Source organism: Parundibacterium terreum, from assembly GCF_014636315.1.
Classification (GTDB): Bacteria; Pseudomonadota; Gammaproteobacteria; order Burkholderiales; family Burkholderiaceae_D; genus Undibacterium; species Undibacterium terreum.
This window is the reverse complement of sequence record NZ_BMED01000002.1, coordinates 170619-195053: the sequence shown is the minus strand read 5'-3', so window position 1 is coordinate 195053 and position 24435 is coordinate 170619. Positions and strand designations below refer to the sequence as shown.

The window sequence follows — 24435 nt, the reverse complement described above, 5'->3', positions numbered from 1 at the left end:
CCTGATTGCCTTACTTCTACTGCCTTACTTCGACTTTTTTTACTTTTTCACGCGCCGTAATTCATCCAGGATGAATAGAGCAGCACCGATGCTGATCGCCGCGTCTGCCACATTGAAAGCGGCAAAGTGATATTGCTCTTTGTAATGAAAGTCCAGGAAGTCGATCACATGGCCGTATAGCAGCCTGTCGATCACATTCCCCAGTGCACCGCCCATGATCAGCGCCAGCGCCCAGCAAAACAGGCGCTGCCCGGCATGCCGCTTCAACAGATAAACGATGAACAGCGCTGCACCTATGCCGATGGCAGTAAACAGATAACGCTGCCAGCCTGAAGCCTGGCCCAGGAAGCTGAATGCCGCACCGGGGTTATGCCACAGCGTGAGATTGAAAAATGAGGTGACCGGCAAAGTTTCGCCGAGTACAAACAGCTTGGCGATGGTGATCTTGGTCAGCTGATCCAGCAGGATCACGATTGCTGCCACGCCTAGCCAGGGGCCCAGGGAGGAACCTGAGGAGCCGGAAGAGGTAAACGACGGTTTGGATGGGGCGGCAGAGCGTTTTTTAGTTGCCATATTCAGCGTATGTGAGCTTGTTGTTTAGCGTATTGGATGGATTGATTGGCCCGCTCTCTTCGTGACTCTTCAGAGAGCGGGCAAAGCGATTGCTATTTACCTGCGATTTACCTGCTACTTACCGGGAGTTTACCCGGTAAGTATTACGCAAAATGACGTTCTTCACCTGCGCCGAACAAATTGCTGACGCAGCGGCCGCACAGACCTGCGTGCTCTGCATGCGAACCGACGTCTGCACGGTAGTGCCAGCAGCGTTCGCATTTCGCATCCGCCGATGGGGTAACAACTACCGCTTCGTCTGCTTCACTGGCAACCTGTTCCACCGCAGCGCTGGAAGTGATGAAGATGAAACGCAAGTCGTCGCCGAAACCTTTCAGCAATTCATACTTGGCGCCGCTGGCCTTGACGGTGACTTCGGCCTGCAGTGATGCACCGATGGCGCCGGAAACACGTACTTCTTCCAGTTGCTTGGTGACATCTGCGCGGATGTCGCGCAATGCAGCAAACTTGCTCAGCAAGGCTTCCGCGCCGGCGATTTCCGGCAGCGCATAGTAGGTCTGCGTGAAGATCGTTTCATCGCTGGCAGCAAATGCTTCCGTGCCGGCGAAAGACGCCCAGGCTTCTTCTGCCGTGAAAGACAGGATAGGAGCCATCACGCGCAGCAGCGCCTGCGTGATATGCCAGATCGCTGTCTGTGCTGAACGGCGTGCCGCAGAAGTAGTGCCGCTGGTGTACAGTCTATCCTTCAGGATATCCAGGTAGAAGCCGCCCAGGTCTTCCGAGCAGAAGGACTGCAGCTTGGATACGACCGGGTGGTATTCAAACACCGTGTAGTGCGCCAGGATATCTTTTTGCAATATGGCCATATTGGCGATCGCATAGCGGTCGATTTCCAGCAGATCGGCCAGCGGTATTGCATCCTTGGCCGGATCAAAGTCGGAAGTGTTGGCCAGCAGGAAGCGCAGCGTATTGCGGATACGGCGATACGATTCGGTTACCCGCTTCAAGATCTCGTCCGAGATCGACAGCTCGCCGGAGTAATCGGTTGATGCAACCCACAGGCGCAGGATGTCGGCGCCCAGCGTATCGGATATCTTTTGCGGCGCGACCACATTGCCCTTGGATTTGGACATCTTTTTGCCTTCGCCATCCACGACGAAGCCGTGCGTCAACAAGGCTTTATACGGCGCGCAGCCGTTCAGCATTGACGAAGTCAGCAGCGACGAGTGGAACCAGCCGCGATGCTGGTCGGAACCCTCCAGATACAGGTCTGCCGGGAAGTGGGACTGTTCCTTGTGCGAGCCGCGCAATACGGTCTGGTGCGTAGTGCCGGAATCGAACCAGACGTCCAGCGTGTCGCGGTTCTTCACATACATATCTGCATCCGCACCCAGGAATTCCTGGATATCCAGCTGCTGCCAGGCTTCGATACCGTCTTTTTCTATGCGTACTGCAATTTGCTCCAGCAACTCCGGAGTACGTGGATGCAACTGGCCGGTTTCCTTATGCAGGAAAAAGGCCATGGGCACACCCCACTGGCGCTGGCGGGACAGGGTCCAGTCAGGACGGTTGGCGATCATCCCATGCAGGCGCGCCTGGCCCCAGGCCGGGAAGAAGGCGGTTTCGTCGATGCTCTTCAGCGCGGTTTCACGCAGGCTTGCGCCGCCGTCATTCGGCTTGTTGTCCATGCTGGCGAACCACTGCGACGTTGCGCGATAGATGATTGGGGTCTTATGACGCCAGCAATGCATATAGCTATGATCGAACATCACCAGGTTGAACAGTGCGCCGGCTTCTTCCAGCTTGGAGCAGATGGGCTTGGATGCAACCCATATGTTCATGCCTGCGAAGAAAGGCAGCCAGGAGGCATACTTGCCGTCGCCCATGACCGGGTTCAGGATGTCGTCGTCCTTCATGCCGTGCGCTTTGCAGGACTGGAAATCTTCTATGCCGTAAGCCGGAGCGGAGTGGACGACACCGGTACCGCTGTCCAGCGTCACATATTCACCCATATAAACAGGCGACAGGCGGTCGTAGCCGGCATCCAGGTGGGCAAACGGGTGTTTGAATTTGATCTCGGACAGGTTGGCGCCCAGCGTGGTGGCGATGACCTTGCCTTCCAGTTTGTATTTCTGCAGGCTGGATTCAACCAGGTCTTGCGCCAGGATCAGCAGGATGGTTTCGCCATTGCGCACGGTTTCCACCAGTGCATAGGTGATTTCCGGGTGCATGTTCAACGCTTGGTTGGACGGGATGGTCCATGGCGTGGTGGTCCAGATGACGCAGTAGCCCTTGTCGGTCGGCAGTTTGTCCAGTTTGAAAGCCTTGGCCAGCTTATCGTGCTCGGCAAACGGGAAGCCGACGTCGATCGATGGATCACGTTTGTTTTCGTATTCCACTTCCGCTTCGGCCAGCGCGGAGCCACAATCGAAGCACCAGTTGACTGGTTTCAGGCCACGATAGACATAGCCTTTTTCCAGCAGCTTGCCCAGTGCGCGCAACTCATCCGCCTCATTGCTGAAGTTCATGGTTTTGTATGGATTGTCCCATTCGCCCAACACGCCCAGACGGATGAAGTCAGCCTTCTGGCGCTCGATCTGTTCGTTGGCATAGGCACGTGCCTTGGCCTGCACTTCGCCCACCGGCAGGTTCTTGCCGTACAGTTTTTCGATCTGGATTTCGATAGGCATGCCGTGGCAATCCCAGCCAGGGACATACTGCGCATCAAAGCCCGCCATATTGCGGGTCTTGACGACGATATCTTTCAATATCTTGTTGACCGCATGGCCGATATGGATGTCGCCGTTGGCATACGGAGGACCGTCATGCAGGATGAACTTTGGACGGTTTTGGGAAGCCTTGCGGATACGCTGATAGATTTTCTTGTCTTGCCATTCCTTGACCCATTTGGGCTCACGCTTGGCCAGGTCTCCACGCATGGGGAAGGGCGTTTCGGTCATGTTGACCGGATATTTGCTGACGGTTTTGTTCGGCTTGCCGGATTGATTTTCAGACATGGTTTTTCTTCAGTAGGGTATTTCGGTATTCGATTCGGTGCGCTGCCGGTACTGCAGAGGCCGGCGCGCCTGGCTAAAGACGCTGTGCGGTCTTCAAATTCGGTCGGTCGCCGAGCTGACCTGCTTGCGGCCCTGCTCAAACGCAGCCTGGTCCCGCACTTTGCCAAAATAGGTTCTGGCTTGTTCAGCGTCGCGGTCTATCGCGGTGACCAGCGTAGGGAGGTCGATGAATTTTTCTTCATCGCGCAATTTTCTCAGGAATTCGACCTGTATCAGCTTGCCGTAGCAATTGCCGGTATAGTCAAATACATGGGTCTCCAGCAGCACTCTGCCGCTGTCGTCAACGGTGGGGCGCACGCCCAGGCTGGCAACGCCAGGCAAGGGCTGCTCGGCCAAGCCGTGTACCTGCACGACAAAGATGCCGGTCAATGCGGGGCGGTGATGCGCGATACGCAAGTTCAGCGTCGGATAGCCTATCGTGCGGCCCAGCTTCTGGCCATGCACGACATGGCCGGAAATGCGGTACGGATGCCCCAGCAAGGCTTCTGCTTCTACAAAATCGCCTTCGGCCAGCGCAGCGCGCACGGCGGAAGAGGAAATGCGCACCCCTTTGTTTTGTACCGCAGGCAAGGTTTCGACTTCAAAACCGTAGCGTTTTCCGGCTTCCACCAGCATCGCGATATCGCCGGCACGCTTGGCGCCATAGCGGAAGTCTTCGCCCACCATCAGCCATTTCACATGCAAGCCTTCGACCAGCACTTTTTCTATGAAGTCCTGCGGCGTCAGCGAAGCGAAGTGGGCATTGAAATGTTCGACGATGACGCGGTCCACACCGGCTACTGTCAACGAAGCCAGGTTGTCGCGCAGATTGGCGATGCGGGTGGGTGCCCGTGACAGGTCGCCGGACATTTGCGCAAAGAACGCGCGGGGATGCGGCTCAAAAGTCATCACGGCGGCATCCAGCGACAGGCGTGTAGCCGCCTCGCGCAATCTGGACAGCAAGACCTGATGTCCCAGATGCACGCCATCAAAGTTGCCTATCGTCAGCGCGCAGGGCGCTCGGGAGGCAGCATTGGGGAGTCCGCGAAATACCTTCATAATGTGAAAGAATGCACTGCAAAAACCTTAGATTATAAATGCTTTCAGCCTGGTTTCTGCTGCCGGTGTGCTGCAGATGCGGGCTTGGCCTGGATATTCAAGCAAGTTCGGCTATTTTTCGCCGAAAGTGAGCAAATATCTGGTATCTGCCATCTATTTTAATGATGATGGTGCGACCACAAGGCATCCGACGATGCCAGATAGGATTCCACCGCATCTTTTTGGCCGGTTGCATGGCGCATCACTTCGCCACAGGTGCAAATGCCCTGATAAGGTTGGATATGCGAGCAGGCTGATACTTTTTGCAAGAATACCTGGACCGATTTGGTACAGGATTTGCATTTGAAGGTCAGGATGCGGGCGGGTTTGTTGCTCATTTGTTTCCTTGGGATAAATATGCTGCTGTATTGATTTACTTATTCTACTATTTTGCGGCCAGACGCCACAGTGAGGTGACTTCTGCCGAGCGCGCTGCGTGCAGCGGATCCTGGGTGTCCGAGGCGCGGGGGTGATGCGGACGTATATCTGATTTGCCCAGCACCTTCAGGCCGGCGGCGTCTATCCAGGCCAGTAGTTCTTCGCGGGAGCGCAGGCCGAGATGTTCGGCCAAGTCGGACAAAATCAGCCAGCCTTCACCCTTCGGCTCCAGGTGAGCCGCCAGGCCTGCGAGGAAGCCGCGCAGCATGCGGCTTTCTGGATCGTAGACCGCATATTCTATCGGCGAGTTCGGCCTGGCCGGTACCCAGGGCGGATTGCAGACCACCAGAGGCGCCCGACCTTCAGGGAACAGGTCCGCCTGTATCACTTCAACCTGCTTCAGGGCGCCCAGGCGGGTCAGGTTTTCACGCGCGCAGTTCAACGCGCGCTGATCTTGGTCGGTGGCGACGATGCGCTTGACGCCGCGCTTGGCCAATAATGCCGCCAGCACGCCGGTGCCGGTGCCTATATCGAAGGCCAGTGCTGTGGAGGGCAGCGGAGTATCTGCCACCAGGTTGATGTATTCGCCGCGTACCGGAGAAAATACGCCATAGTAGGGATGGATACGACCTTCCAGCGCGGGGATTTCCACGCCTTTCTTGCGCCATTCATGCGCGCCGATCAAGCCCAGCAATTCCCGCAGGGATGCAACAAACGGCTCGGTGCTGCTGCCATAGGCTCCGCTGCAGGCTTGCTGCACATCGGGCGCGCGGCGCAAAGGTATGCGGTAGTCGGCATCGAATGGCAATAGCAGCATCGCCAAAGTGCGCGCCCTTTGCGATTGCGCTTGCCGGTGAAGGTGGAAGGCCTCGGTCGGCGAAGCAGCTACCTTGACGACTTTCTTCGATTTTCCCGATTTATGCTCGATGCGGCGCGCCAGTGCCTGCAGCAATTGACGGGCATTCTGGAAGTCTCCGCGCCATAGCAGGGCGGTGCCTTCGCAGGCGAGGCGGTAAGCAGTGTCTGCATTCAGCTTGTCATCGGCGATGATGACTTTTTTGGGCGGCGGCGAGCCGCTTTCGGAATGCCAGCGGGCAGAACGGGTCTCGCCGTCTTCGGTCCAGCTAATGACGGGATAGTCGCTCACGAGGTCCTCTTGGGTAGGGCAGATAGGGAATATTGCTTGAATGACATACTGGCATGCACAAGCCCAGACTTGGTCCGGGGCCACGCGTGTCTGCTAAAACCCGTCAGTTTAACAAAAAACCGTGCTGCTTCCCCGATATTGGCAAAATAGCTTCCTGGTCAAGGAGGTGGCAGCTCTATTCCTTGATTCCCTCAACACTGAAGGAGAGGGTCACTTCGTCGCTGACAAACGGCACGTAGCGCCCAACGCCGAAATCGCTGCGCAGTATTTTGGTGTAGCCGTTGGCGCCGCAAGCCTGCTTGAAATAGAGGAACATGAAGCGGCAATTGAAATGGGTGATTTCGAAGCTGGCAGGCTTGGTAATGCCGCGTATCGTCAGGTCTCCATCCACCTGGACCAGTTTGTCGCCGTCAAAACGCATATTGCTGGATTTGAACAGGATCTGCGGGAATTGCGTCGCATCGAAAAAATTATCCGAACGCAGGATCTTATTGAAGGTTTCAGACCCGGTACTGACTGAACTGGCGTCTATGGCGATATTGATGGCGCCGGTCTTGCCGCCCATGTCCAGTTCTATCATGCCCGAATTATTGTCAAACCGGCCGCGCTGATAGGACAGGCCCCAGTGCTTGTATTCAAAAGTGGAGTAGGTGTGCTCAGGATCGATGATGTAGCGATCCGCTGCGGATGCGCCGGCTGCCGATGCGGCCAGCGTCAATCCTATCAGTAAGCTGTTTAATAAGCTGTTTAATCTTGTCACGTATTCCCCCGCTTTTGTTCGAGCGCATCGCCGTACTGCTACGGCGATGCGTCCGAGCATATCATGTAGATACAGGTTAATGCCGTGATTTTCCTGCCAAGTTCAAGGTTTGACGAATTTCAGCGTCATTCTGTCGCTTTCTCCTATCGCCTGGTAGGCATCCCTGTTCTTTTCCTTGTTGGCATAGGTAGGCGGCAGCGCCCAGACGCCGTTTTCATGGTCGGCGTTATCCTTGGGGTTGGCGTTGATCTCCGACTTGGCTTGCAGCTTGAAGCCTACGCTCTCGGCCAGCTTGATGACATAGGCTTCGTGCACATAGCCGCTGCTGGCTTTTGCATCCTGGGCTTTCCCTGCAGGCAGGCGGTGCTCGACGACGCCGAATACCCCGCCCTTTTTCAGGCTGTCGTAAGCAGTCTGGAATACGGACTTCACATTGGCATCGCCGCCGTCATCAACCCAGTTGTGGATATTGCGGAAGGTGACGACCAGGTCAACGCTGCCCTTGGCAGCATAATCCTGCTTGCTGGGTGGTTCAAAAATCCCCAGTTGCACCTTGTCATAGACGGATGGATTGGCTGCCAGCTTTTGCTTGAGTCTGTCTATGCTCCTGCGTGAGTACTCACTGGCTGCATTGGGGTCATTGGCGCCTTCGATCAGTTTGCCCTGGTCGCGCAGGTAGGGGGCCAGGATCTCGGTGTACCAGCCGCCGCCTGGCGACAGTTCTACCACTGTTGACGTCGGCTTGATGCCGAAGAAGCTCAGGGTTTCGTAAGGATGGCGCGCACCGTCGCGCGCCGCATTGGCAGGCGTGCGCTGGGCGCCGGAAATAGCGGCCTTCAGCGCTTGATCAGTTGCTTCAGTTGCCGCCTGGGCGCTGCCGGCAAAGGCGGCGGAAAGTGCGCCAGCTAGTGCGATTGCCTGGAAAACTTTTTTCATGCTTGTCTCCGAAAGAGAGGGGGATTTTGATTTGATTTTTTCAATTCGCCAATATTGGCGCTTGCTGACGTCATGGGTACTATCGGGGAAATAAACATCGCATTGCACCGATTTGACCAACCGAATCAGGATTAGTTCGTAAGCACAGATTCTTATTTCAGTACTGCCGTGTTCAAGGCCGCATCCTGCGCGTAATCCAGGCCGGTTGGCGCCATGCCAGCAACGCGCTGATCAGCAAGGCCAGCGCGGATAACTGCAGGCCATGCGTCAAGCCGCCGGCACCGTCTGCCACCCAACCTACCAGCACAGGGCCGAGCACCTGGCCGACGGCAAATGTGACCGTAAACGCACCTATGCCGGACGACCATGCGGCGTGCGGCAGATTATGCCTGACCAGTGCAGTAGTGGACGCCACGGTGGACAGGAATACGCCACCAAATAGCAGGCCGGAGATAAAGATGAACACCGGCGCCGAAGTCAGCACCGGCAAGATGGTTGCCACGCTGAGCAGTGCGTTCAGGATGGCCATTGATTGGCCGCCTTTGTAGCGATCCAGCATGCCGGCCCAGATGCGCGATGAGCACAGTACTGCCAGGCCGAGCAGGGCATAAAATATGGTGATGCTGGTTGCCTGCATGCCTTGTTCTTTCAGCAGTGCGACGACAAAGGTCATGTAGCCGATGTAGCCGACCCCGAACATGAAATAGGCAGACAATCCGTAAGCGAAAGCGCTGATATGAAATTTTGCATGCTGCGTGGCTTGTGCGGGAGGCTGCGGTATTTGGCGAGCGGGAGGAGCCATCAGCATGGCCCCCAGCAGGCACAGGCTGCCTAGCAGATACCAGGCCCATTGCCAGCTATGCGCATAGCCATGCTCTGTTGCCAGTTGCATGGCTGGAGGAATAAGCAGCGCGGACAAGGTGATGCCTATGCCGGTGCCGCCGTAGTAAAGGCCGATCAGCAGGCCGGCGCGATGGCTGTGCATGGAAGCCAAGCGCGCGGCCAGTACGCCGCCGGCAATAAAGCTCAGCGCACTTGCCAGTCCGGACAATATCCGCAATAGCAAAAGCGGTATCGTTTCCAGGCTGGCTCCGGACAGTAGCATGAAAGCGCCGGCACCCAGTGCCCCGCTAAGAAAAACAGCTGGTATGCCCAGCCTGCGTATCAGTAGCGGGGTGGCCAGTGCGCCGAAAAAATATCCGAGCGCATTGCCGGTATTCATGCTTCCCGCCAGCGTGTAGTTCCAACCCAGATCGCTACGCATCGGCGATAGCAGCAGCGCGTAAGAAAAGCGGGTCAGGCCGAGAGCGATAGCGGTACCGAGCGACAAGGCAAGCGCCGTCAGAAAAGGACGGCGCATTGCCAGGCTGGCCCGGGTTTCTGTCATCCCGGCTTAGCTTGCTGCGCGGTTGGCAAAGAAAGAGCCTGCCAGTGATTGCAGCAAGTCGCCGGCGCTACTGGAGCCTTCCTCAGGCACGGTGCCGCCTGGTGTCAGGTGGTCAATCACGCCGGGCAGCATCTCGGCCAAGTGGCCCGCTGCGCTGTCATGTGAAATGCCTGCGGCATCCGCCAGTTGCTGCAATTGGCCGCTTCCCAATACCTGCTTGATCTGGTCGGCGGAGATGGGCAGGTTTTGCCCCGTGCCCACCCAGGAGCCGACAACTTCGCCCAGTCCCGATTGCTGGAAGCTGGCGATAATACCCTGCAAGCCGCCACCGTTCTGGCTATTGGACAGCATGCCTATCGCCGCCTGTATCAGCATTGCTTTCGGATCGCTGCCTTGATTTGGGTCCTGGCTGCCGCCTAACATGCCCAGTGCTGTATCTAAGAGTCCCATGATGTTCCTTTCAGTGGAGGTGGTGATGCATGAGGTCGTGCCTTAATTGGGTCAATTAATCAGATCAATTAATTAGGTCGTGCATTCGCTTGCTTTAGTGTGATGCCAGGATATGTCGTCCGTATTACTTCATGCAGGTAATTACATCCCGCCCCATGCTGCATTTAATACCGCAATGGCTGCCAAGCCGGCGGTTTCTGTGCGCAGTATCCTGGGCCCCATGGAAAGCGCGAGTACACCTTGTTTTACGGCAAGATCTTCTTCCGGTTCGGAGAATCCGCCTTCCGGCCCTACCATCAGCGTTACTGCCTGCGCCGGATGGTGACGCGACCAGTCTGCCAGGGACTGATCGGCTCGTGGGGTCAGGATAATACGTTTATGCATATCCTGCTGGCTTAACCATTTATTGACATCCATCAACGGCGCCAGGTGGGCCAGGCGATTGCGACCACATTGTTCTGCGGCTGATACGATGATGCCTTGCCAGTGTGCCTGCTTCTTTTCTGCGCGTTCTGCAGAAAGCCTGACCACGCAGCGCTGCGCAGACAGAGGCTGTATCGTCGATGCTCCCAGTTCTATGGATTTTTCTATGATCCAGTCCATCTTGGAGGCTTCCGGCAAGGCTTGCGCCAGGGTCAGCGCATAAGGTAGTTCGGTTTCGCCGGGCAGGAATAATTTGACCTCGGCTTCAACCTGTTTTTTGCCGACCTGGGTCAGCGTGGCGACAAAGGAACCGCCCTCGCCATTGAACAGACTGATGCTGTCGCCTACGTTCTGGCGCAATACAAATACATGGTGCGCCACTTCATCCGGCAGGCTGACGACAGCGCCGATAGCAAGTGGCATGGGGCAATAAAAACGGGGCATAAAAGGATTCGTGAGTCTTGTTCGAGTCTTGTCGGAGTCTTTTTTAATGAGGCTGGACAATTCAGTTAATAGGTCATGCAGGCAGCATTGATCAGGCCTAATCCTAGGCTCATTGCGCCCAGAAAGATACCGGAGGCGGCCTTATTGTCCGGAATGTCGGAGACGATGCCGGGCAGTAATAGTCTGACGACAAAAAAGGCAAGTAGTTGCACTACCAGCGCGATCGCGCCCCAGCACAGCATATCGACCAGGTTCACGCTATTAGCGATGGCGGAAGCGAGTGCTATGCAGTAGCCGAGTATGGAGCCGGACAAGCTGGCCGCGGCCGCGGTATTCCCGCCGCGTATCAGATTGATTTCGCGGTAGGGGGTAATCCAGATATAGATGACGATGAAGACCGCCAGCAACAGAATGGCGGCGCCGAAGTGGCTGATGAATGCCGGCAGTCCCGATAACATGATTTGTTCGCTCATGGCATTTCCTAGTCGACGAAGTAGTGGGGGATGAAGCGGCTGGTGTTTTTGGTGATCAGGGTTTCATCTTCGCGTATGCCTATGCCGGCCGCCTCATCGCCGACTATCCACGCGCCTATCGACGTATAGGCGGGCGTGATGCCGTCATCAAACTTCGGCTGCGGCGCATAGGCCTGGTAGATATAGCCTTCTGCGCCATATTCACCCGGTGTGTGAATCACGTTGCCGTCGGCATAGACGGAGATGTTTTCGCCTTCGCGCGAATATAATGGTTTCTTGACGAAATTGCCGCTGATCTTCCAGGCATCGTAGTACGCAGGGAGCAGGTTAGGGTGGCCGGGGAACAATTCCCACAATACCGGCAATATGGCCTTATTGGACAGCAGCATCTTCCACGCCGGTTCGATGATGCGCATGCGCTGAGCCGGCTGTTTTGTCTGCGTCAATAATTGCGGCGCGAATTCCTCGCGGCACAGCCACTCCCAGGGGTAAAGCTTGAACAGATTGTCTATCCTGACATCTGCATTGTCGACAAACTCTTCGTTGCTGCTATCCCAGCCCAGTTCCTCTATCGCACATTGCTTGGTTGCCAGGCCGGCCTGGATGGCGGTGTCCCGCAGATAGGACAAATTGCCTTCATCTTCTTCATTGCCGCCGGCACAGGCAAAATGCAGCATGCCTTTGGCGGAGTAGGATTTCCATTGTTCTATCAACTTTTCATGCAGGGAATTGAACTGGTCCGCGTGCGGGTAGACATCCTGCAGCCAATACCATTGGGCGACACTGGATTCCACCAGGCCGGTAGGCGTATCTGCATTGTATTCCAGCAGCTTGGGCGGGCCTTCACCATTCCAGCTCAGGTCGAAGCGGCCGTATAGTGAAAACTCCCTGTCGCGCCAGCTTTGCTCTACCAGCGGCCAGAATGCCTTGGGAATGGCGAACTGTTCCAGCCTTTCAGTGCGGATCACATGCTCGGCTGCTTGCAGCGCCATCTGGTGCAAATCCAGGCTCGCCTGTTCCAGCGTATCTATTTGCGCGGCGGTAAAGCGGTAAGCGTAACGCTCATCCCAGTACAGCCCGTCGATGGAATGGTAGCTGAATCCCAGCGATTCAAATTGCGCCTGCCAGTTGCTGCGCGGCGTTAAGGATTCCCTGATCATCAGCCGCCGCCCGAAGAGCCGTGCGCGCTGCCGCCGAAACCACCGCGGCTGATACTGCTGACGCTGCGGCTGACTGCGTGATTGCCGGAGGTGCTGCTGCCGGTGGCGCTGCGCTGTGCGGCTTCACGGCCGCCTTCGCTGTAGCTGGGGCCGTAGTAATGGCTCACGCCGGATCCGCCGTGGCTTGACCCGCCTGTACTGCCCGGTGGGCGCTGGCATTTGTCGGCGGAACCCCAGTCCTTCACACAATCGTCCAGGCTGGTATAGCCGTCGCGTATCGTGGTGCTGCTGCCCGAGTTGCCGCAGCCGCTCAGGGCGGTGCTGGCAGCCAGCGTCGTTGCCAGCGCCAGCGGCACCGCGCCGCTTTTGCGCTTGGGGCGAGTGGTGTGGGGATGTGCGGAATGACTCACTGCATCTCCTGCTTGTTGTTGTGTAGCAGATTTTGCACGAAATTGGGAAGAACGAATAGCGCCTTGTGTATTTCTGCGTTGTAGTACTGCAGGTCGCCGATGCGCCGTTCGCGGATGCGCTCTTCCAGTGTAGCGATCTCCGGCTCGCAAGGGTCCAGCGTGTTGCTGGCGATTGCCATCCCCCATAGCGCGCCATACAGAGGTACAAAGACGGTGTAAGGGCGTACAAACCGGAAGCTCTTGCGCAAGTCGGCGACGGTGCCGGCGAAGCGTTGCGGATGATAAAACGGGCTGCCCAGGTGCATCACCAGGCAGCCATCTTGCGACAGCCTGCGTTTGCAATCGGCAAAAAAATCCACAGTGACGCAGCCAGCGGCAAGCGTGGTGCCTGACGGAGTCACAGGGTCGGTCAAGTCCAGCAGGATCAGGTCATAAGAATCTGTGGCTTCGCGTATGAATGCAAAACCGTCTGCGTGGACATGCTCGACCCTGGAGTCATCCAGCTTGCCGTGATGGATGTTTTGCAGATGCGCGCGCGACAGGCGGACCACTTCCGCATCGATCTCGCACAGGCTGACATGTTCCATGCCTGGATGCTTCAGCAATTCCTCGGTCGAACCGCCATCGCCGCCGCCGATGATCAATGCGCGGCGCGGGGCAGGGTGGGCTAACGCGGCTGGATGCACCAGGCACTCGTGATAAAAGAACTCGTCTCTCTCGGATGTCATGTAGGCGTCGTCTATGCGCATGATCTTGCCGAACTCCGCCGATTCACTGATCTGTATATGCTGGAAACTGCTGCTCGCCTCAGCAATCGTATGCCCCAATTGCGTGCCATAGGCGGTGTGCGGCGTCAGTTTTTCCCATGTCATCACAGCTGGCGCATCATGCTGCCTGCCGCGCGTCAGCTGCTGCCTGGAGACAGAGGCTGGCTGAAATGCTTCGACCAGCATGGCGATGATGTCGCGCGCCTTGTCACTGTTGTTGTCGTTGAAGTTGCAGACATACACATCCAGCGTCACTGCATTGCGCTCAGGCCAGGTATGGATCGCGATGTGCGATTCGGCCAGCAGAAGTGCGCAAGTGACACCGGCGGCGCTGCCGTCCGGATTGCTGAAAGAGTGGAATTTCTCTCCGACAACTGTCAGTCCGGCCTGCAGTGCGGCTGCAACCGCGATGTCGCTTAACTCTTTTTGATCCAGTAATAAAGATCGATGGCAAGTGCAATCAAAACAGTCCGCCGTGAGGTGTAAACCTTCCATAAAGCCTTGAATTGCTTGATATAAAAGCAGCAATTGTAATATGCGCGTCATGCTCTGGTAAAATAATGGGCTTTGCAGAACCTCGCATGTTCTGACTTGCAGTATTGTTAAGCTTGTTTTCTTAATTTTGTGTCAAGCTTAGTGCTAAGCATTTTCAAAATCACCCCAGACTACCACTGACCGCCATGACTTCTTCTCTCCAGCCAGCAACAACCACCAAAATGGCCAATGCAATACGCGCATTGGCAATGGATGCAGTACAAAAGGCCAATTCCGGTCACCCCGGCATGCCTATGGGGATGGCGGACATCGCTGTTGCTCTGTGGACAGAACACTATCGTCACAACCCGACCAATCCAAAGTGGATCAACCGCGACCGCTTCGTGCTGTCCAATGGCCACGGCTCCATGTTGCATTATGCATTGCTGCACCTGACAGGCTATGACCTGAGCATGGACGAGCTGCGCAATTTCCGCCAGTTGCATTCCAAGACGCCGGGTCATCCTGAAGTGCATATCACTCCAGGCATAGAAACCACTACCGGCCCACTGGGCCAGGGCATTACCAATGCAGTCGGCATGGCGCTGGCAGAAAAACTGCTGGCAGCGGAATTCAACAAGCCGGGCATGGATATCGTTGATCATCACACCTATGTATTCCTCGGCGATGGCTGCCTGATGGAAGGCATCTCGCATGAAGCATGTTCGCTGGCAGGTACACTGCGCCTGAACAAGCTGATCGCGCTGTGGGACGACAATGGCATTTCCATTGACGGCCACGTAGAGGGCTGGTTCACCGACGATACGCCCAAGCGCTTTGCTTCGTATGGCTGGAATGTGATTCCTGCTGTGGATGGCCACAATGCCGCAGAAGTATCGAAAGCGATTGCTGCCGCCAAACTGTCCGACAAGCCGACGCTGATCTGCTGCAAAACCGTGATCGGCAAAGGCTCTCCTAACATGGAAGGCACGCATAACGTGCATGGCGCCGCATTGGGCGACAAGGAAATCGCTGCAGTGCGCAGCCATATCCAGTGGGATTTCGCGCCATTTGAAATTCCTGCCGATGTTTATTCCGCCTGGGATGCCAAGGCCAAGGGCCAGGCAGTGGAAACACAATGGGATGGCGACTTTAAAGCCTACGCCGACAAATTCCCGAAAGAAGCGGCTGAACTGAGCCGCCGCATGAAAGGCGAACTGCCCGCCAATTTTGATGAAGTAGTGAAAGCGGCAATCGCCTCTTGCGTAGAGAAAAAAGAAAACATCGCGACCCGTAAAGCCAGCCAGAATGCGATCCAGGCCTTTGCACCGTCCTTGCCAGAATTCCTGGGCGGCTCTGCCGACCTGACAGGTTCCAACCTGACCAACTGGAAAGAATCTGTCGCAGTACGCGGCAACCAGGCCGGCAACCATATCAACTATGGCGTGCGCGAATTCGGCATGAGCGCGATCATGAACGGTATTGCACTGCACGGCGGCTATATCCCTTTCGGCGCAACCTTCCTGACCTTCTCCGACTACAGCCGCAATGCGATTCGCATGGCAGCGCTGATGCAGATCCGTTCGCTGTTCGTGTTCACGCATGACTCCATCGGTTTGGGCGAAGACGGTCCTACGCATCAGTCGGTAGAACACATTTCCAGCCTGCGCCTGATCCCTAACCTGGACAACTGGCGTCCTTGCGACACCGTGGAATCTGCCGGCGCCTGGGCGCATGCAGTGAAGCGCCATAACGGTCCAAGCACTTTGATTTTCTCGCGCCAGAACCTGCCTTACCAGGAACGCACAGCAGCACAAATCGCCGACATCCAGCGCGGCGGCTATGTGCTGCAAGATGTTGCCGGCGCCAAGGCAGTGCTGATCGCCACAGGTTCTGAAGTGGAACTGGCCGTCAAGGCTGCGGCAGAACTGGCGCAGCAAGGTACGCCGGTACGCGTTGTTTCAATGCCGTCCACCGATGTGTTCGATCGCCAGGACGCAGCCTACAAGGCCAGCGTATTGGGCAAGGGTTTGCCGCGCATCGCCATTGAAGCCGGTGTGACTTCGTTCTGGTACAAATACGTGGGCCTGGAAGGTGCAGTCGTCGGTATCGATACCTTCGGTGAGTCTGCTCCTGCGCCGGTGCTGTTCAAGCACTTCGGCTTTACGACAGAAAATGTCGTGAAAGTCGTCAACGAAACAGTAAAGAACTACCAGGCATGATGAATGTGATTTTGCGTCCGGCCACCGTGGCGGATGCCGAGGCTATCGCCGAAGTACGTATCAAGAGCTGGCGCGCCACTTACCGCGGCATGATTCCGGATAGCTATCTGGACGACATGAAGCTGGATGAAAGCGCCGCCCACTGGGCCAAGATACTGGAAGTAGCCAGCGACAGGGTATGCGTGTTTGTTGCCGAGAGCGAAAACGGCATCGTCGGCTTTGCCTCCGGCATGCTGCTGCCGGAAGAAAAACTGGGCCTGGATGCAGAGCTGACTGCAGTCTATCTGAGCCCGGACATGCAGCGTTCCGGCATAGGCCGGCGCATGGTGCAGGATGTGGCGCAGGCCCTGAAGGCCAAAGGGGCAAAGGGTTTGCTGGTGTGGGTCATCTCCGGCAATAAACCGGCCCGCAAGTTTTACGAACACCTCGGCGCAGAACTGCTGATAGAGCAGGGCTTCAATTGGGATGGCATGGATTTGCAGGAAGTTGGTTACGGGTGGAAGAGTGTGGCAATGCTGTTGCCTGGTACTGCCGCCTTACGCAGGAATTTGCACTGATAGATTCAACTTCCACTGTATGGCATTCGTGTGGCATTAATGCGGTGGCATATGGCGGAAAAGCAGTTTAGTGGCTTGTTTGAGTTAATTCGATTTTATTACCTTTCTCTAGGAGAAACTCCATGACGATTCGCGTCGCAATCAACGGCTATGGCCGTATCGGCCGTAACATCCTTCGCGCTCATTACGAAGGCGGTAAGAAGCATGACATCCAGATCGTTGCGATCAACGACCTTGGCGATGCCAATTCAAACGCTCACCTGACACGCCGCGATACAACGCATGGTAAATTTCCTGGCACGGTCACCGTGGAAGGCGATTACATGATCGTCAATGGCGACAAGATCCGCGTTTTCGCGGAACGCAATCCTGCCAATATTCCCTGGGGTGCCGAAGGTGTAGACGTCGTGCTGGAATGCACAGGCTTCTTCACTACGAAAGAAAAAGCATCTGCGCATATCGCAGGCGGCGCCAAGAAAGTCATCATCTCCGCTCCAGGCGGCAAAGACGTTGACGCAACCATTGTTTATGGCGTGAACCACACAGTATTGAAATCGACAGATACCGTGATTTCCAATGCATCCTGCACGACTAACTGCCTGGCTCCATTGGCCAAGTCCCTGAACGATGCCGTCGGTATCGTCAACGGCCTGATGACTACCGTGCATGCATACACCAACGACCAGGTGCTGACAGACGTGATGCATGAAGACTTGCGCCGCGCCCGTTCCGCTACGCAAAGCATGATTCCTGCAAAAACCGGCGCCGCAGCAGCAGTGGGCCTGGTATTGCCTGAATTGAACGGCAAGCTGGACGGTTACGCAATCCGCGTTCCAACTATCAATGTGTCCATCGTCGATCTGTCCTTCATCGCTGCGCGCGACACGACTGTTGAAGAAATCAACAAGATCATGAAAGATGCGTCTGAAACACCGGCGTTGAAAGGCATCCTGAACTACAACGACGAGTTGCTGGTATCGGTAGACTTCAATCACAATCCTGCTTCCAGCACGTTTGACTCCACGCTGACCAAAGTATCCGGCCGCCTGGTCAAAGTATCGTCCTGGTATGACAATGAATGGGGTTTCTCCAACCGCATGCTGGACACAACCATTGCATTGATGAGCGCAAAATAATCAGATTTCCGAGCTAGCCTTGAAATTTGTATGAAAGTTGCATGAAAACTGCCAAATACCCCGAACTTTTCGGGGTATTTTTTTGTCCAAAACCAGACGATCATACGGATCGAATTATTCGGAGACATGAGCCATGTTGAATACCAGTTATGCCAAGAAACTTTTTTCAGACAATAAAGGCTTTCTGCTGTTCCTGTTTTGCATGCTGATGGTGCGTAGCGCGCTGGCTGACTGGTACCTGGTGCCGTCCAGCTCCATGTATCCAACCTTGGTCGAAGGCGACCGCGTCATCTGTGACCGCCTGGCCTATGATGTGAAGCTGCCTTTCACCGATGTGATCCTGAAGCAGTTATCCGATCCGCAAAGGGGTGACGTGGTTACCTTTAGTTCGCCGGAAGACGGCGTTCGCCTGGTGAAGCGCCTGATTGCCGTTCCCGGCGATGTGGTGGAGATGAAGGATGAACATCTGGTGATCAATGGCGTCAAGGCCGATTATCAAATGCTTGCCGGTGTCGACAAGAAGCACATGACCCCTGAGCGCGAATACCAGGGCGAGCAACTGGTGCTGCACGAAAGCCTGGGCGCGCTACAGCACGGCATCATCGTCATGCCGGGCAAGATAGCAATGCGCAGCTTTGGTCCGGTCAAGGTGCCGGAGGGGCAATACCTGATGCTGGGCGACAATCGCGACAATAGCAAGGATTCCCGCTATATCGGTTTCGTGAAGCGTGAGCTGATTACCGGCCAGGTGAAGAGGCTGTTGTTCTCTCTGGATGGGGATAATTATTATTTGCCTCGGTGGGAGAGGATAGGGGCGGCGGTTTAGCTTTTATTTGGGCGATGCCTCTGAAGCCATCTGTGTTGTTGATGGTCTACGCGTTTGTTTAGATTGCTGGCCGGGGGTGGCCCGGCATGCTACTTACTTTCTTTGCTTCGCCAAAGAAAGTAAGCAAAGAAAGGCGACCGCAGACTTGCCCTACGGGTGATGGCGCTGTGCGCCATCACATTTTGCTGCATTACAAAAAATGGGAAACAGACGAAACTCGCTGCGCTCAAACAACGTCTGTTTCTGATCCATTTTCTGTAAAGCACAAAATGCTGCGTCCCCAGCGGACACGTCAAAAACAACAGCAACCCCAACCCCGAACATCAAAATCAGATGGCTGAATTTTGCAGATTCGTTTTCTGCAAGAATTGGAGAATCTGGTTGCCGTTGTTTTTGATTTGGGTTTTGGCTTGGCTTTTGATCTTGCCTTTGACTTTCAACCGCTCGGAGCTTCGCCGATTGTGCGGTACAGAAAATGGATCAGAAACAGGTGTGTCTGAGCCGAAGGCGAGTTTCGCCTGTTTCCCATTTTTTGTACCGCATAATCGGGTACCCCGAAGGGGCGAGGCTTGCGGTCGCCTTCTTTTGCTTCCTTTTCTTGGCGAGACAAGAAAAGGAAGTAGCCGCCGGGCTACCCCCGGCCAGCAATTTTAAAACCCGACAAGCGGAACTAGTAAGCATAACGGGCGCGAATCAAAACGCGCCTGCGTCGCGCTACGCCACTTACAAAGCCTGCGATTCCACATATCCCAAAGTAGCCGAAATCTGCGCCGCAGTGCGCCTCAGGTCCTCCAGCCATTCTTCCTGTAGGCGATCCGCCGGTGCAGAAATCGACAGGCCGGCGATCATCTTGCCGCTGTCATCATGGATGCCGGCTGCCATGCAGCGCACGCCCAGCTCCAGTTCTTCATTATCCCTGGCATAGCCGAATTCACGTACCGAGCGCAGTTCGCCTTCCAGCTTGCTCAGGTCTGTGATGGAATTCTTATTGTGGCCAGCCAGGCCGGTGCGGGTAGCGTAGGCGCGTATCGCCTTGGGTTCGTCCAGTGACAGGAATAGTTTGCCGGTGGACGTCAGATGCAAAGGTGCGCGGCCGCCGATGGCGCGGACTACCTGCATGCCCGAACGTTCGGAGAAGGCGCGGTCTATGTAGACGATTTCGTCTCCCTGGCGGACGGACAGGTTGACGGTCTGATGTGTCTGGCGGTGTAGCGAGCGCATGAACTCCAGCGCGGCCTCGCGCACGTTCAGGCGGCTTTTGACGATATTGCCCAGTTCCAGCAGGCGCATGCCCAGACGGTAGGTGCCCGGTTCTGCGCGGTCGACGAAGCGGGTAGTGACCAGGTCGTTCAGTATCCTGTGCGCGGTGGACGGATGCAGGCCGGTTTCTATCGCCAGCTCCTTCAGGCTGACAGGGTCTTGGTAATTGGATAAGACATCGAGCAGCGACACCAGGCGTTCAATGACCTGGATCGATGTCTTATCGTTGCTTGGTTCATTTTTCATAATATGGTTGGTGCGATGCAATAACTTAGTTATACCATAATGTGAAAAGCACGTCAGCTAACTGTCACAAAAAACATGTATTGTTCGGGTGCAAGAGATATTCGGCAAAACCGGAAGCGTGGACTGCCAAGGTAAAAGATATATTCCATTGCCGGAGCCGCGCGGCAGGCGCTGGAAGAAGTCCTGTTAAAATTCGCCTGCAGGCTTGCTGAATGGATAAGCTGCTGGGAAGGAAAAATCAGCGGGCATATAGATGTATTTAGTGATTTTTACGTAAGGTCGTGCATGCACAATCAAGAACAGCCGGTAAGTGAATTCAAAAGCAAGAGTGGCGTGCAAAGGATATTTTCCGCATTCTTTTACTCCCTGGACGGCTTTAAAAATGCCTGGAAGAATGAACATGCCTTCCGGCAAGAACTGGTGCTGGTGGTGATCGGCGCCATTATTGCGCTGGCTTTGCCGGTATCGGCATTTGAAAAGCTGATGATGATCGCGGTGCTGGTATTGATCCTGGTCGTGGAGCTGCTCAATTCGGCGATAGAGGCCGTGGTCGACAGGGTATCGCTGGAGCGCCATTCACTGTCCAAGAACGCCAAGGACTTTGGCAGTGCAGCAGTGCTGCTGACTTTTTTGATCGCGGTGGCGACATGGGCGGTAGTCTTGTTTAACCGCTTTTACTACTGAAAACTATTCAAGCCGCGCTGTCCCGCCAGTGCAGGGCAGCGCGTTGGATTGTGTAGCTAGACGCCGGCAACCAGTTCCAGCATGGCTTTGAATAGCGGGCTTTCACGGTCTGTCAGCGCATCGCAGATTGTCAGGTGGTTCGCTTCCGGTAGCGGAATGTCCGTACGGTGCTGGGACTTCCAGGCAGAGGCGATCAGGCTGTTCTGGCGCTTGAATTCATCCGATTCCAGGCCGCCTACCGCGGTGATGAAAGGCGTTGCATGCGATTGCGGCATGAAGCCCGGCGACAGCGCGAGCGCTCTTTCCTGCGTCAGCTTCAAATCCACATTGACGAATTCGGCATGCGGCACCGGCGTCAGGTCATACAGGCCGGAGGTCAGCACACCGGCCTTGATCAGGTCTGGCGGCAGGTCGTCCGCATAAGTTGGCCACTGCGCGGCCATCATCATTGCCGCCAGATGAGCACCGGCAGAATGGCCTGCGATCACAATGCGTTGCGGATCGATATCGTATTTCTCTACATTCCGGTATAGCCAGGCGACGGCGCGCAATTGCTGCTGCACGATTTCTTCGATATCGGCTCCCGGTGCCAGTGTATAGTTGGTCAGCGCCACATTGATGCCTGCACTGGTAAAGCCCGGTGCGATCATGGAAAAATCGAACTTGTCCAGAGAGCGCCACCAGCCACCGTGGATAAAGACCAGCAAGGGGCCTCCGCCGGTACGGGCAGGGAAAATATCCAGCCGCTCTTCCAGTTTTTCGCCATACATCAAGTCAAACAGGCCGGCATTGGTACGGCGGACCAGCGTGGACTGGTTGACCCAGCGGGTAAAAATGTAGGGATGATCGGGAATGCTGGCGCGGGCATTGTATTGCTGGCTGTAGTACTCGGAAGGGTTTTGCATGGTGTGGTGCAGTGTCGTCAAAAGCCTAATGGTAACCGAAAGGGCGATAGACTATGCTGAGGCATGCAGTTCCTGAGCTTGTTGCCGGATTTTGCAGCAGCCTCATAAGAATATTTGTTTTGCAGATGCTAAAGGCCTACACTAGCCGCTTTTCCGGACTCCAGCAGCCATCCGATTCCAATACAGCCAACACAGCAGACAGAAAAATCATGATTCCCGCCATCTCATCCACCCAGAACGCCACGCTGTCACAGGCGCTGGACGCCTGCATCAATAACAAAACCAAACCGCCAGGCAGCCTTGGCCGGCTGGAGAGCCTGGGCAAGCAGATAGGCCTGATACAGCAAAGTACGCAGCCGGCATTGAGCCAGCCGTCCATCCTGGTGTTTGCCGCCGACCACGGCATCTGTGCCGAAAATATCTCGGCCTATCCGCAAAGCGTGACCTGGCAGATGGTAGAAAATTTTCTGGCGGAAGGCGCTGCGATCAATGTCTTTGCCAGGCAAAACGGCATTGCGCTGCATATCGTTGATGCCGGAGTGAAGCATGAGTTTGGTGAGCGTACTCAACTGATCAACCGCAAAGTCGCGATGGGCTCCCATAATTTTGCACAAGAAGCTGCGATGTCCAGCGAACAGTGCCGGCTGGCGATACAGCACGGAAAATCCCTGGTCGTGGCTTTGCCGGGCAATGTAGTGGGCTTCGGAGAAATGGGGATAGGTAATACGACCGTCGCCGCGGCATTGATGCACAAGCTGACCGGCATACCTGTGGCTGAGTGCGTGGGTGCCGGCACAGGTCTGTCTGCGGAGGGCGTGCTGCACAAGCAGCAGGTGATAGAAAAGGCAGTGAGCCTGCATGCGGACGTGACGCAGCCGCTGGACATACTGGCTACTTTCGGCGGCTTTGAAGTGGCGATGATGGTAGGTGCGATGCTGGAAGCTGCAGCGCGCCGCATGGTGCTGCTGATAGACGGTTTCATCGTCACCTCCGCCTTGCTGGTTGCTGCGAAACTGCAGCCGGCCATACTCGACTATTGTGTGTTTGCGCACCGCTCGGATGAGAGCGGCCACGCAAAGATGCTGGATGCACTGGATGCACGGCCTTTGCTGCAACTGGATCTGCGGCTGGGTGAGGGTACCGGCGGCGCGCTTGCGTATCCTCTGCTGCAGGCTGCAGTAAATTTCATGTGGCAGATGGCGACCTTTGAATCGGCCAATGTCGCAGGAAAAAGCTAAGGCCAGATTGTGCATCAGCTACGCCTGTTCTTCATCGCACTGCAGTTCTTCACGCGTATTCCCATTCCACGCTGGGTAGGATTTGATGCTTCCTGGCTGCATCATGCATCGCGCTATTTTCCCGCCGTTGGTTGGGTAGTCGCGGTTTGCACGGCGCTGGTGTATGCAATAGCTTCAATGCTCTGGGCGCAGCCGGTTGCCGTCGTTCTTTCCACTGCGTCAGGCATATGGCTGACCGGCGCATTCCATGAAGACGGCTTTGCCGATGTTTGCGATGGCTTTGGCGGCGGCTCTACGCCGGAGCGTGTGCTGGAGATCATGAAGGATTCGCGCGTCGGCGCTTATGGTGCGATAGGCGTGACTCTGATGCTGTTATTGAAGTGTGCCGCGCTTGCCAGCCTGCCTTCGGGCTGGGTGGTGCCTGCCTTGCTGATCGCCCACCCCTTGTCGCGCTTGATGGCGGTGAGCCTGATCTGGCGTCTGGAATACGCGCGCCAGGAAGGCAAGGCCAAGCCGCTGGCGCAGCACATGTCGGATACTGAATTTGCAATTGCCTGTATCAGTGTGCTGCTGCCCATAGGCATACTGTTGTATTGCAAGGCTTTCCTGCTGATGAATTTTATGGCGGGGCTGGTATTGCTTGTGCTGGCCGGCTGCTGGCTGGCGCGCCTGTTTGTGCTGCGTATTGCCGGATATACCGGAGATTGCCTAGGAGCGGTGCAGCAGCTTTCCGAACTGGCGTTTTACCTCGGCTTTGCAGCCGCCTTGAGCCGTTTCATCTAATGCGATGCGCATCCATCTGATTCGCCATCCGCGGCCTGAGATTGATGCCGGCATTTGTTACGGTAAGTCCGACATCCCTGCCGATGCAGAGCATTGCCGCGAGCTTGCAGAATCGCTGGCGAAAATTTTACCGGCAGGCATTCACCTGATTTCTAGCCCCCTGCGGCGATGCACTGCACTTGCCCTGCAACTGGCGCAGGTAATGCAGTGCGCACCGCCCGTATTGGATGCACGCCTGCAGGAGATGGATTTCGGCGCTTGGGAAATGCAGCGCTGGGACGAAATTCCGCGCACGGAAATTAATGCCTGGGCGAAAGATACTTCACACTACCGGCCGGGCGGTGGTGAGAGTGTGGCAATCATGGCGGTGCGTGTGCTGGCCTTTCTTGAAGACATCCGCTTGATGCATGCAGATGGCGGCGGTTTGGCATTGATCTGCCATGCCGGCACGATACGTCTGATGCTGGCTTATCAGGTGCGAATATCTGCAGCAGAGATGGCTCTGCAAGCTGCATCGCATCCTCATGCGCTGCAGTATGGACAGTGCCTGGCGGTCGATTTGCCGGCTTTTCCTGCCCGGCGCTGACGTTGTTGAATTGATATTTTCATTGATGCCCAAGCGGGAAGTTTTTTCATCGCTCA

24 protein-coding genes are annotated in these 24435 nt (G+C 55.9%); 8 read left to right on the top strand and 16 right to left on the bottom strand.

Annotated features, from left to right (window positions below; translation table 11 throughout):
* Positions 1-39: 39 nt before the first annotated feature.
* The 14 genes from lspA to speE all read right to left on the bottom strand — a co-directional run bounded on the left by lspA (position 40) and on the right by speE (position 13957).
* The gene (lspA, locus tag IEW12_RS09895; RefSeq protein ID WP_188565901.1) at positions 40-573 is read right to left on the bottom strand and encodes a signal peptidase II; all 534 of its coding nucleotides are present in this window, start codon (positions 571-573) and stop codon (positions 40-42) included.
* A gap of 143 nt (positions 574-716) precedes the next feature.
* Positions 717-3590: an isoleucine--tRNA ligase gene (ileS, locus tag IEW12_RS09890; protein WP_188565900.1), complete on the bottom strand. Its 2874-nt coding sequence runs from the start codon at positions 3588-3590 to the stop codon at positions 717-719.
* A 93-nt stretch (positions 3591-3683) separates the two neighbouring features.
* Positions 3684-4688 carry a bifunctional riboflavin kinase/FAD synthetase gene (locus tag IEW12_RS09885; RefSeq protein ID WP_188565899.1) on the bottom strand — a complete coding sequence of 335 codons (1005 nt, stop codon included), beginning with the start codon at positions 4686-4688 and terminating at the stop codon, positions 3684-3686.
* A gap of 158 nt (positions 4689-4846) precedes the next feature.
* Entirely contained in the window at positions 4847-5065 is a 219-nt protein-coding gene (locus IEW12_RS09880; protein WP_188565898.1) for a hypothetical protein, read from the bottom strand.
* Between the two features lie 47 nt (positions 5066-5112).
* On the bottom strand, positions 5113-6252 hold the full coding sequence (locus tag IEW12_RS09875; protein ID WP_188565897.1) for a methyltransferase: 1140 nt from the start codon (positions 6250-6252) through the stop codon (positions 5113-5115).
* A gap of 175 nt (positions 6253-6427) precedes the next feature.
* On the bottom strand, positions 6428-7012 hold the full coding sequence (locus tag IEW12_RS09870; protein ID WP_188565896.1) for a YceI family protein: 585 nt from the start codon (positions 7010-7012) through the stop codon (positions 6428-6430).
* 102 nt (positions 7013-7114) lie between these two features.
* Entirely contained in the window at positions 7115-7948 is an 834-nt protein-coding gene (locus IEW12_RS09865) for a class I SAM-dependent methyltransferase (RefSeq protein ID WP_188565895.1), read from the bottom strand.
* A 172-nt stretch (positions 7949-8120) separates the two neighbouring features.
* Positions 8121-9335: a YbfB/YjiJ family MFS transporter gene (locus IEW12_RS09860; protein ID WP_188565894.1), complete on the bottom strand. Its 1215-nt coding sequence runs from the start codon at positions 9333-9335 to the stop codon at positions 8121-8123.
* Between the two features lie 6 nt (positions 9336-9341).
* Positions 9342-9785, bottom strand: a complete 444-nt coding sequence (locus IEW12_RS09855) for a YidB family protein (protein WP_188565893.1) — start codon at positions 9783-9785, stop codon at positions 9342-9344.
* A 141-nt stretch (positions 9786-9926) separates the two neighbouring features.
* Positions 9927-10652 (bottom strand): 16S rRNA (uracil(1498)-N(3))-methyltransferase, encoded by a 726-nt coding sequence (locus IEW12_RS09850; protein ID WP_188565892.1) that lies wholly within the window; start codon positions 10650-10652, stop codon positions 9927-9929.
* 65 nt (positions 10653-10717) lie between these two features.
* Positions 10718-11125, bottom strand: a complete 408-nt coding sequence (locus tag IEW12_RS09845) for a DUF350 domain-containing protein (protein ID WP_188565891.1) — start codon at positions 11123-11125, stop codon at positions 10718-10720.
* An 8-nt stretch (positions 11126-11133) separates the two neighbouring features.
* On the bottom strand, positions 11134-12285 hold the full coding sequence (locus tag IEW12_RS09840) for a glutathionylspermidine synthase family protein (RefSeq protein WP_188565890.1): 1152 nt from the start codon (positions 12283-12285) through the stop codon (positions 11134-11136).
* The gene (locus IEW12_RS09835) at positions 12285-12695 is read right to left on the bottom strand and encodes a hypothetical protein (RefSeq protein ID WP_188565889.1); all 411 of its coding nucleotides are present in this window, start codon (positions 12693-12695) and stop codon (positions 12285-12287) included. The genes IEW12_RS09840 and IEW12_RS09835 overlap by 1 nt, the downstream gene beginning before the upstream one ends.
* Positions 12692-13957, bottom strand: a complete 1266-nt coding sequence (gene speE / locus IEW12_RS09830) for a polyamine aminopropyltransferase (RefSeq protein WP_188565888.1) — start codon at positions 13955-13957, stop codon at positions 12692-12694. Before speE ends, IEW12_RS09835 begins: the two co-directional genes overlap by 4 nt.
* A gap of 185 nt (positions 13958-14142) precedes the next feature.
* Here speE and tkt point away from each other — a divergent pair, with 185 nt between their 5' ends.
* From tkt to lepB, 4 genes are all read left to right on the top strand, one after another.
* Positions 14143-16158 carry a transketolase gene (gene tkt, locus IEW12_RS09825; protein ID WP_188565887.1) on the top strand — a complete coding sequence of 672 codons (2016 nt, stop codon included), beginning with the start codon at positions 14143-14145 and terminating at the stop codon, positions 16156-16158.
* Positions 16155-16715 carry a GNAT family N-acetyltransferase gene (locus tag IEW12_RS09820; protein ID WP_308789123.1) on the top strand — a complete coding sequence of 187 codons (561 nt, stop codon included), beginning with the start codon at positions 16155-16157 and terminating at the stop codon, positions 16713-16715. Before tkt ends, IEW12_RS09820 begins: the two co-directional genes overlap by 4 nt.
* 122 nt (positions 16716-16837) lie before the next feature.
* Positions 16838-17851, top strand: coding sequence for a type I glyceraldehyde-3-phosphate dehydrogenase (gap, locus tag IEW12_RS09815; protein ID WP_188565886.1), 1014 nt, complete (start codon positions 16838-16840; stop codon positions 17849-17851).
* Positions 17852-17984: 133 nt separating this feature from the next.
* Positions 17985-18677: a signal peptidase I gene (gene lepB, locus IEW12_RS09810; protein ID WP_188565885.1), complete on the top strand. Its 693-nt coding sequence runs from the start codon at positions 17985-17987 to the stop codon at positions 18675-18677.
* Between the two features lie 723 nt (positions 18678-19400).
* Here lepB and IEW12_RS09805 read toward each other — a convergent pair.
* Positions 19401-20183 carry an IclR family transcriptional regulator gene (locus IEW12_RS09805; RefSeq protein ID WP_188565884.1) on the bottom strand — a complete coding sequence of 261 codons (783 nt, stop codon included), beginning with the start codon at positions 20181-20183 and terminating at the stop codon, positions 19401-19403.
* A gap of 285 nt (positions 20184-20468) precedes the next feature.
* On the opposite strand from IEW12_RS09805, the gene IEW12_RS09800 reads away from it, so the two are divergent.
* Positions 20469-20867 (top strand): diacylglycerol kinase, encoded by a 399-nt coding sequence (locus IEW12_RS09800; RefSeq protein WP_188565883.1) that lies wholly within the window; start codon positions 20469-20471, stop codon positions 20865-20867.
* A gap of 56 nt (positions 20868-20923) precedes the next feature.
* On the opposite strand, the gene IEW12_RS09795 is transcribed toward IEW12_RS09800, so the two are convergent.
* The gene (locus IEW12_RS09795) at positions 20924-21772 is read right to left on the bottom strand and encodes an alpha/beta hydrolase (protein ID WP_188565882.1); all 849 of its coding nucleotides are present in this window, start codon (positions 21770-21772) and stop codon (positions 20924-20926) included.
* A gap of 206 nt (positions 21773-21978) precedes the next feature.
* Here IEW12_RS09795 and cobT point away from each other — a divergent pair, with 206 nt between their 5' ends.
* The 3 genes from cobT to IEW12_RS09780 are packed head-to-tail and all read left to right on the top strand — an operon-like array spanning position 21979 to position 24379.
* Positions 21979-23010 (top strand): nicotinate-nucleotide--dimethylbenzimidazole phosphoribosyltransferase, encoded by a 1032-nt coding sequence (gene cobT / locus IEW12_RS09790; RefSeq protein ID WP_188566767.1) that lies wholly within the window; start codon positions 21979-21981, stop codon positions 23008-23010.
* Between the two features lie 9 nt (positions 23011-23019).
* A complete protein-coding gene (locus IEW12_RS09785; RefSeq protein WP_188565881.1) occupies positions 23020-23793 on the top strand; it encodes an adenosylcobinamide-GDP ribazoletransferase in 774 nt (257 codons plus the stop codon).
* Positions 23794-23797: 4 nt separating this feature from the next.
* The gene (locus IEW12_RS09780) at positions 23798-24379 is read left to right on the top strand and encodes a histidine phosphatase family protein (protein WP_188565880.1); all 582 of its coding nucleotides are present in this window, start codon (positions 23798-23800) and stop codon (positions 24377-24379) included.
* Positions 24380-24435: the final 56 nt, after the last annotated feature.

Excerpts from the sequence above, each read along its gene's own strand:
- IEW12_RS09885 (WP_188565899.1), bottom strand. The coding sequence starts at position 4,688 with ATGAAGGTATTTCGCGGACTCCCCAATGCTGCCTCCCGAGCGCCCTGC.
- gap (WP_188565886.1), top strand. The coding sequence starts at position 16,838 with ATGACGATTCGCGTCGCAATCAACGGCTATGGCCGTATCGGCCGTAAC.
- IEW12_RS09850 (WP_188565892.1), bottom strand. The coding sequence starts at position 10,652 with ATGCCCCGTTTTTATTGCCCCATGCCACTTGCTATCGGCGCTGTCGTC.
- IEW12_RS09805 (WP_188565884.1), bottom strand. The coding sequence starts at position 20,183 with ATGAAAAATGAACCAAGCAACGATAAGACATCGATCCAGGTCATTGAA.
- IEW12_RS09820 (WP_308789123.1), top strand. The coding sequence starts at position 16,155 with ATGATGAATGTGATTTTGCGTCCGGCCACCGTGGCGGATGCCGAGGCT.
- ileS (WP_188565900.1), bottom strand. The coding sequence starts at position 3,590 with ATGTCTGAAAATCAATCCGGCAAGCCGAACAAAACCGTCAGCAAATAT.
- IEW12_RS09865 (WP_188565895.1), bottom strand. The coding sequence starts at position 7,948 with ATGAAAAAAGTTTTCCAGGCAATCGCACTAGCTGGCGCACTTTCCGCC.
- IEW12_RS09845 (WP_188565891.1), bottom strand. The coding sequence starts at position 11,125 with ATGAGCGAACAAATCATGTTATCGGGACTGCCGGCATTCATCAGCCAC.
- tkt (WP_188565887.1), top strand. The coding sequence starts at position 14,143 with ATGACTTCTTCTCTCCAGCCAGCAACAACCACCAAAATGGCCAATGCA.
- lspA (WP_188565901.1), bottom strand. The coding sequence starts at position 573 with ATGGCAACTAAAAAACGCTCTGCCGCCCCATCCAAACCGTCGTTTACC.
- IEW12_RS09800 (WP_188565883.1), top strand. The coding sequence starts at position 20,469 with ATGCACAATCAAGAACAGCCGGTAAGTGAATTCAAAAGCAAGAGTGGC.
- IEW12_RS09840 (WP_188565890.1), bottom strand. The coding sequence starts at position 12,285 with ATGATCAGGGAATCCTTAACGCCGCGCAGCAACTGGCAGGCGCAATTT.
- IEW12_RS09795 (WP_188565882.1), bottom strand. The coding sequence starts at position 21,772 with ATGCAAAACCCTTCCGAGTACTACAGCCAGCAATACAATGCCCGCGCC.
- lepB (WP_188565885.1), top strand. The coding sequence starts at position 17,985 with ATGTTGAATACCAGTTATGCCAAGAAACTTTTTTCAGACAATAAAGGC.
- speE (WP_188565888.1), bottom strand. The coding sequence starts at position 13,957 with ATGGAAGGTTTACACCTCACGGCGGACTGTTTTGATTGCACTTGCCAT.
- IEW12_RS09880 (WP_188565898.1), bottom strand. The coding sequence starts at position 5,065 with ATGAGCAACAAACCCGCCCGCATCCTGACCTTCAAATGCAAATCCTGT.
- IEW12_RS09855 (WP_188565893.1), bottom strand. The coding sequence starts at position 9,785 with ATGGGACTCTTAGATACAGCACTGGGCATGTTAGGCGGCAGCCAGGAC.
- IEW12_RS09860 (WP_188565894.1), bottom strand. The coding sequence starts at position 9,335 with ATGACAGAAACCCGGGCCAGCCTGGCAATGCGCCGTCCTTTTCTGACG.
- IEW12_RS09780 (WP_188565880.1), top strand. The coding sequence starts at position 23,798 with ATGCGCATCCATCTGATTCGCCATCCGCGGCCTGAGATTGATGCCGGC.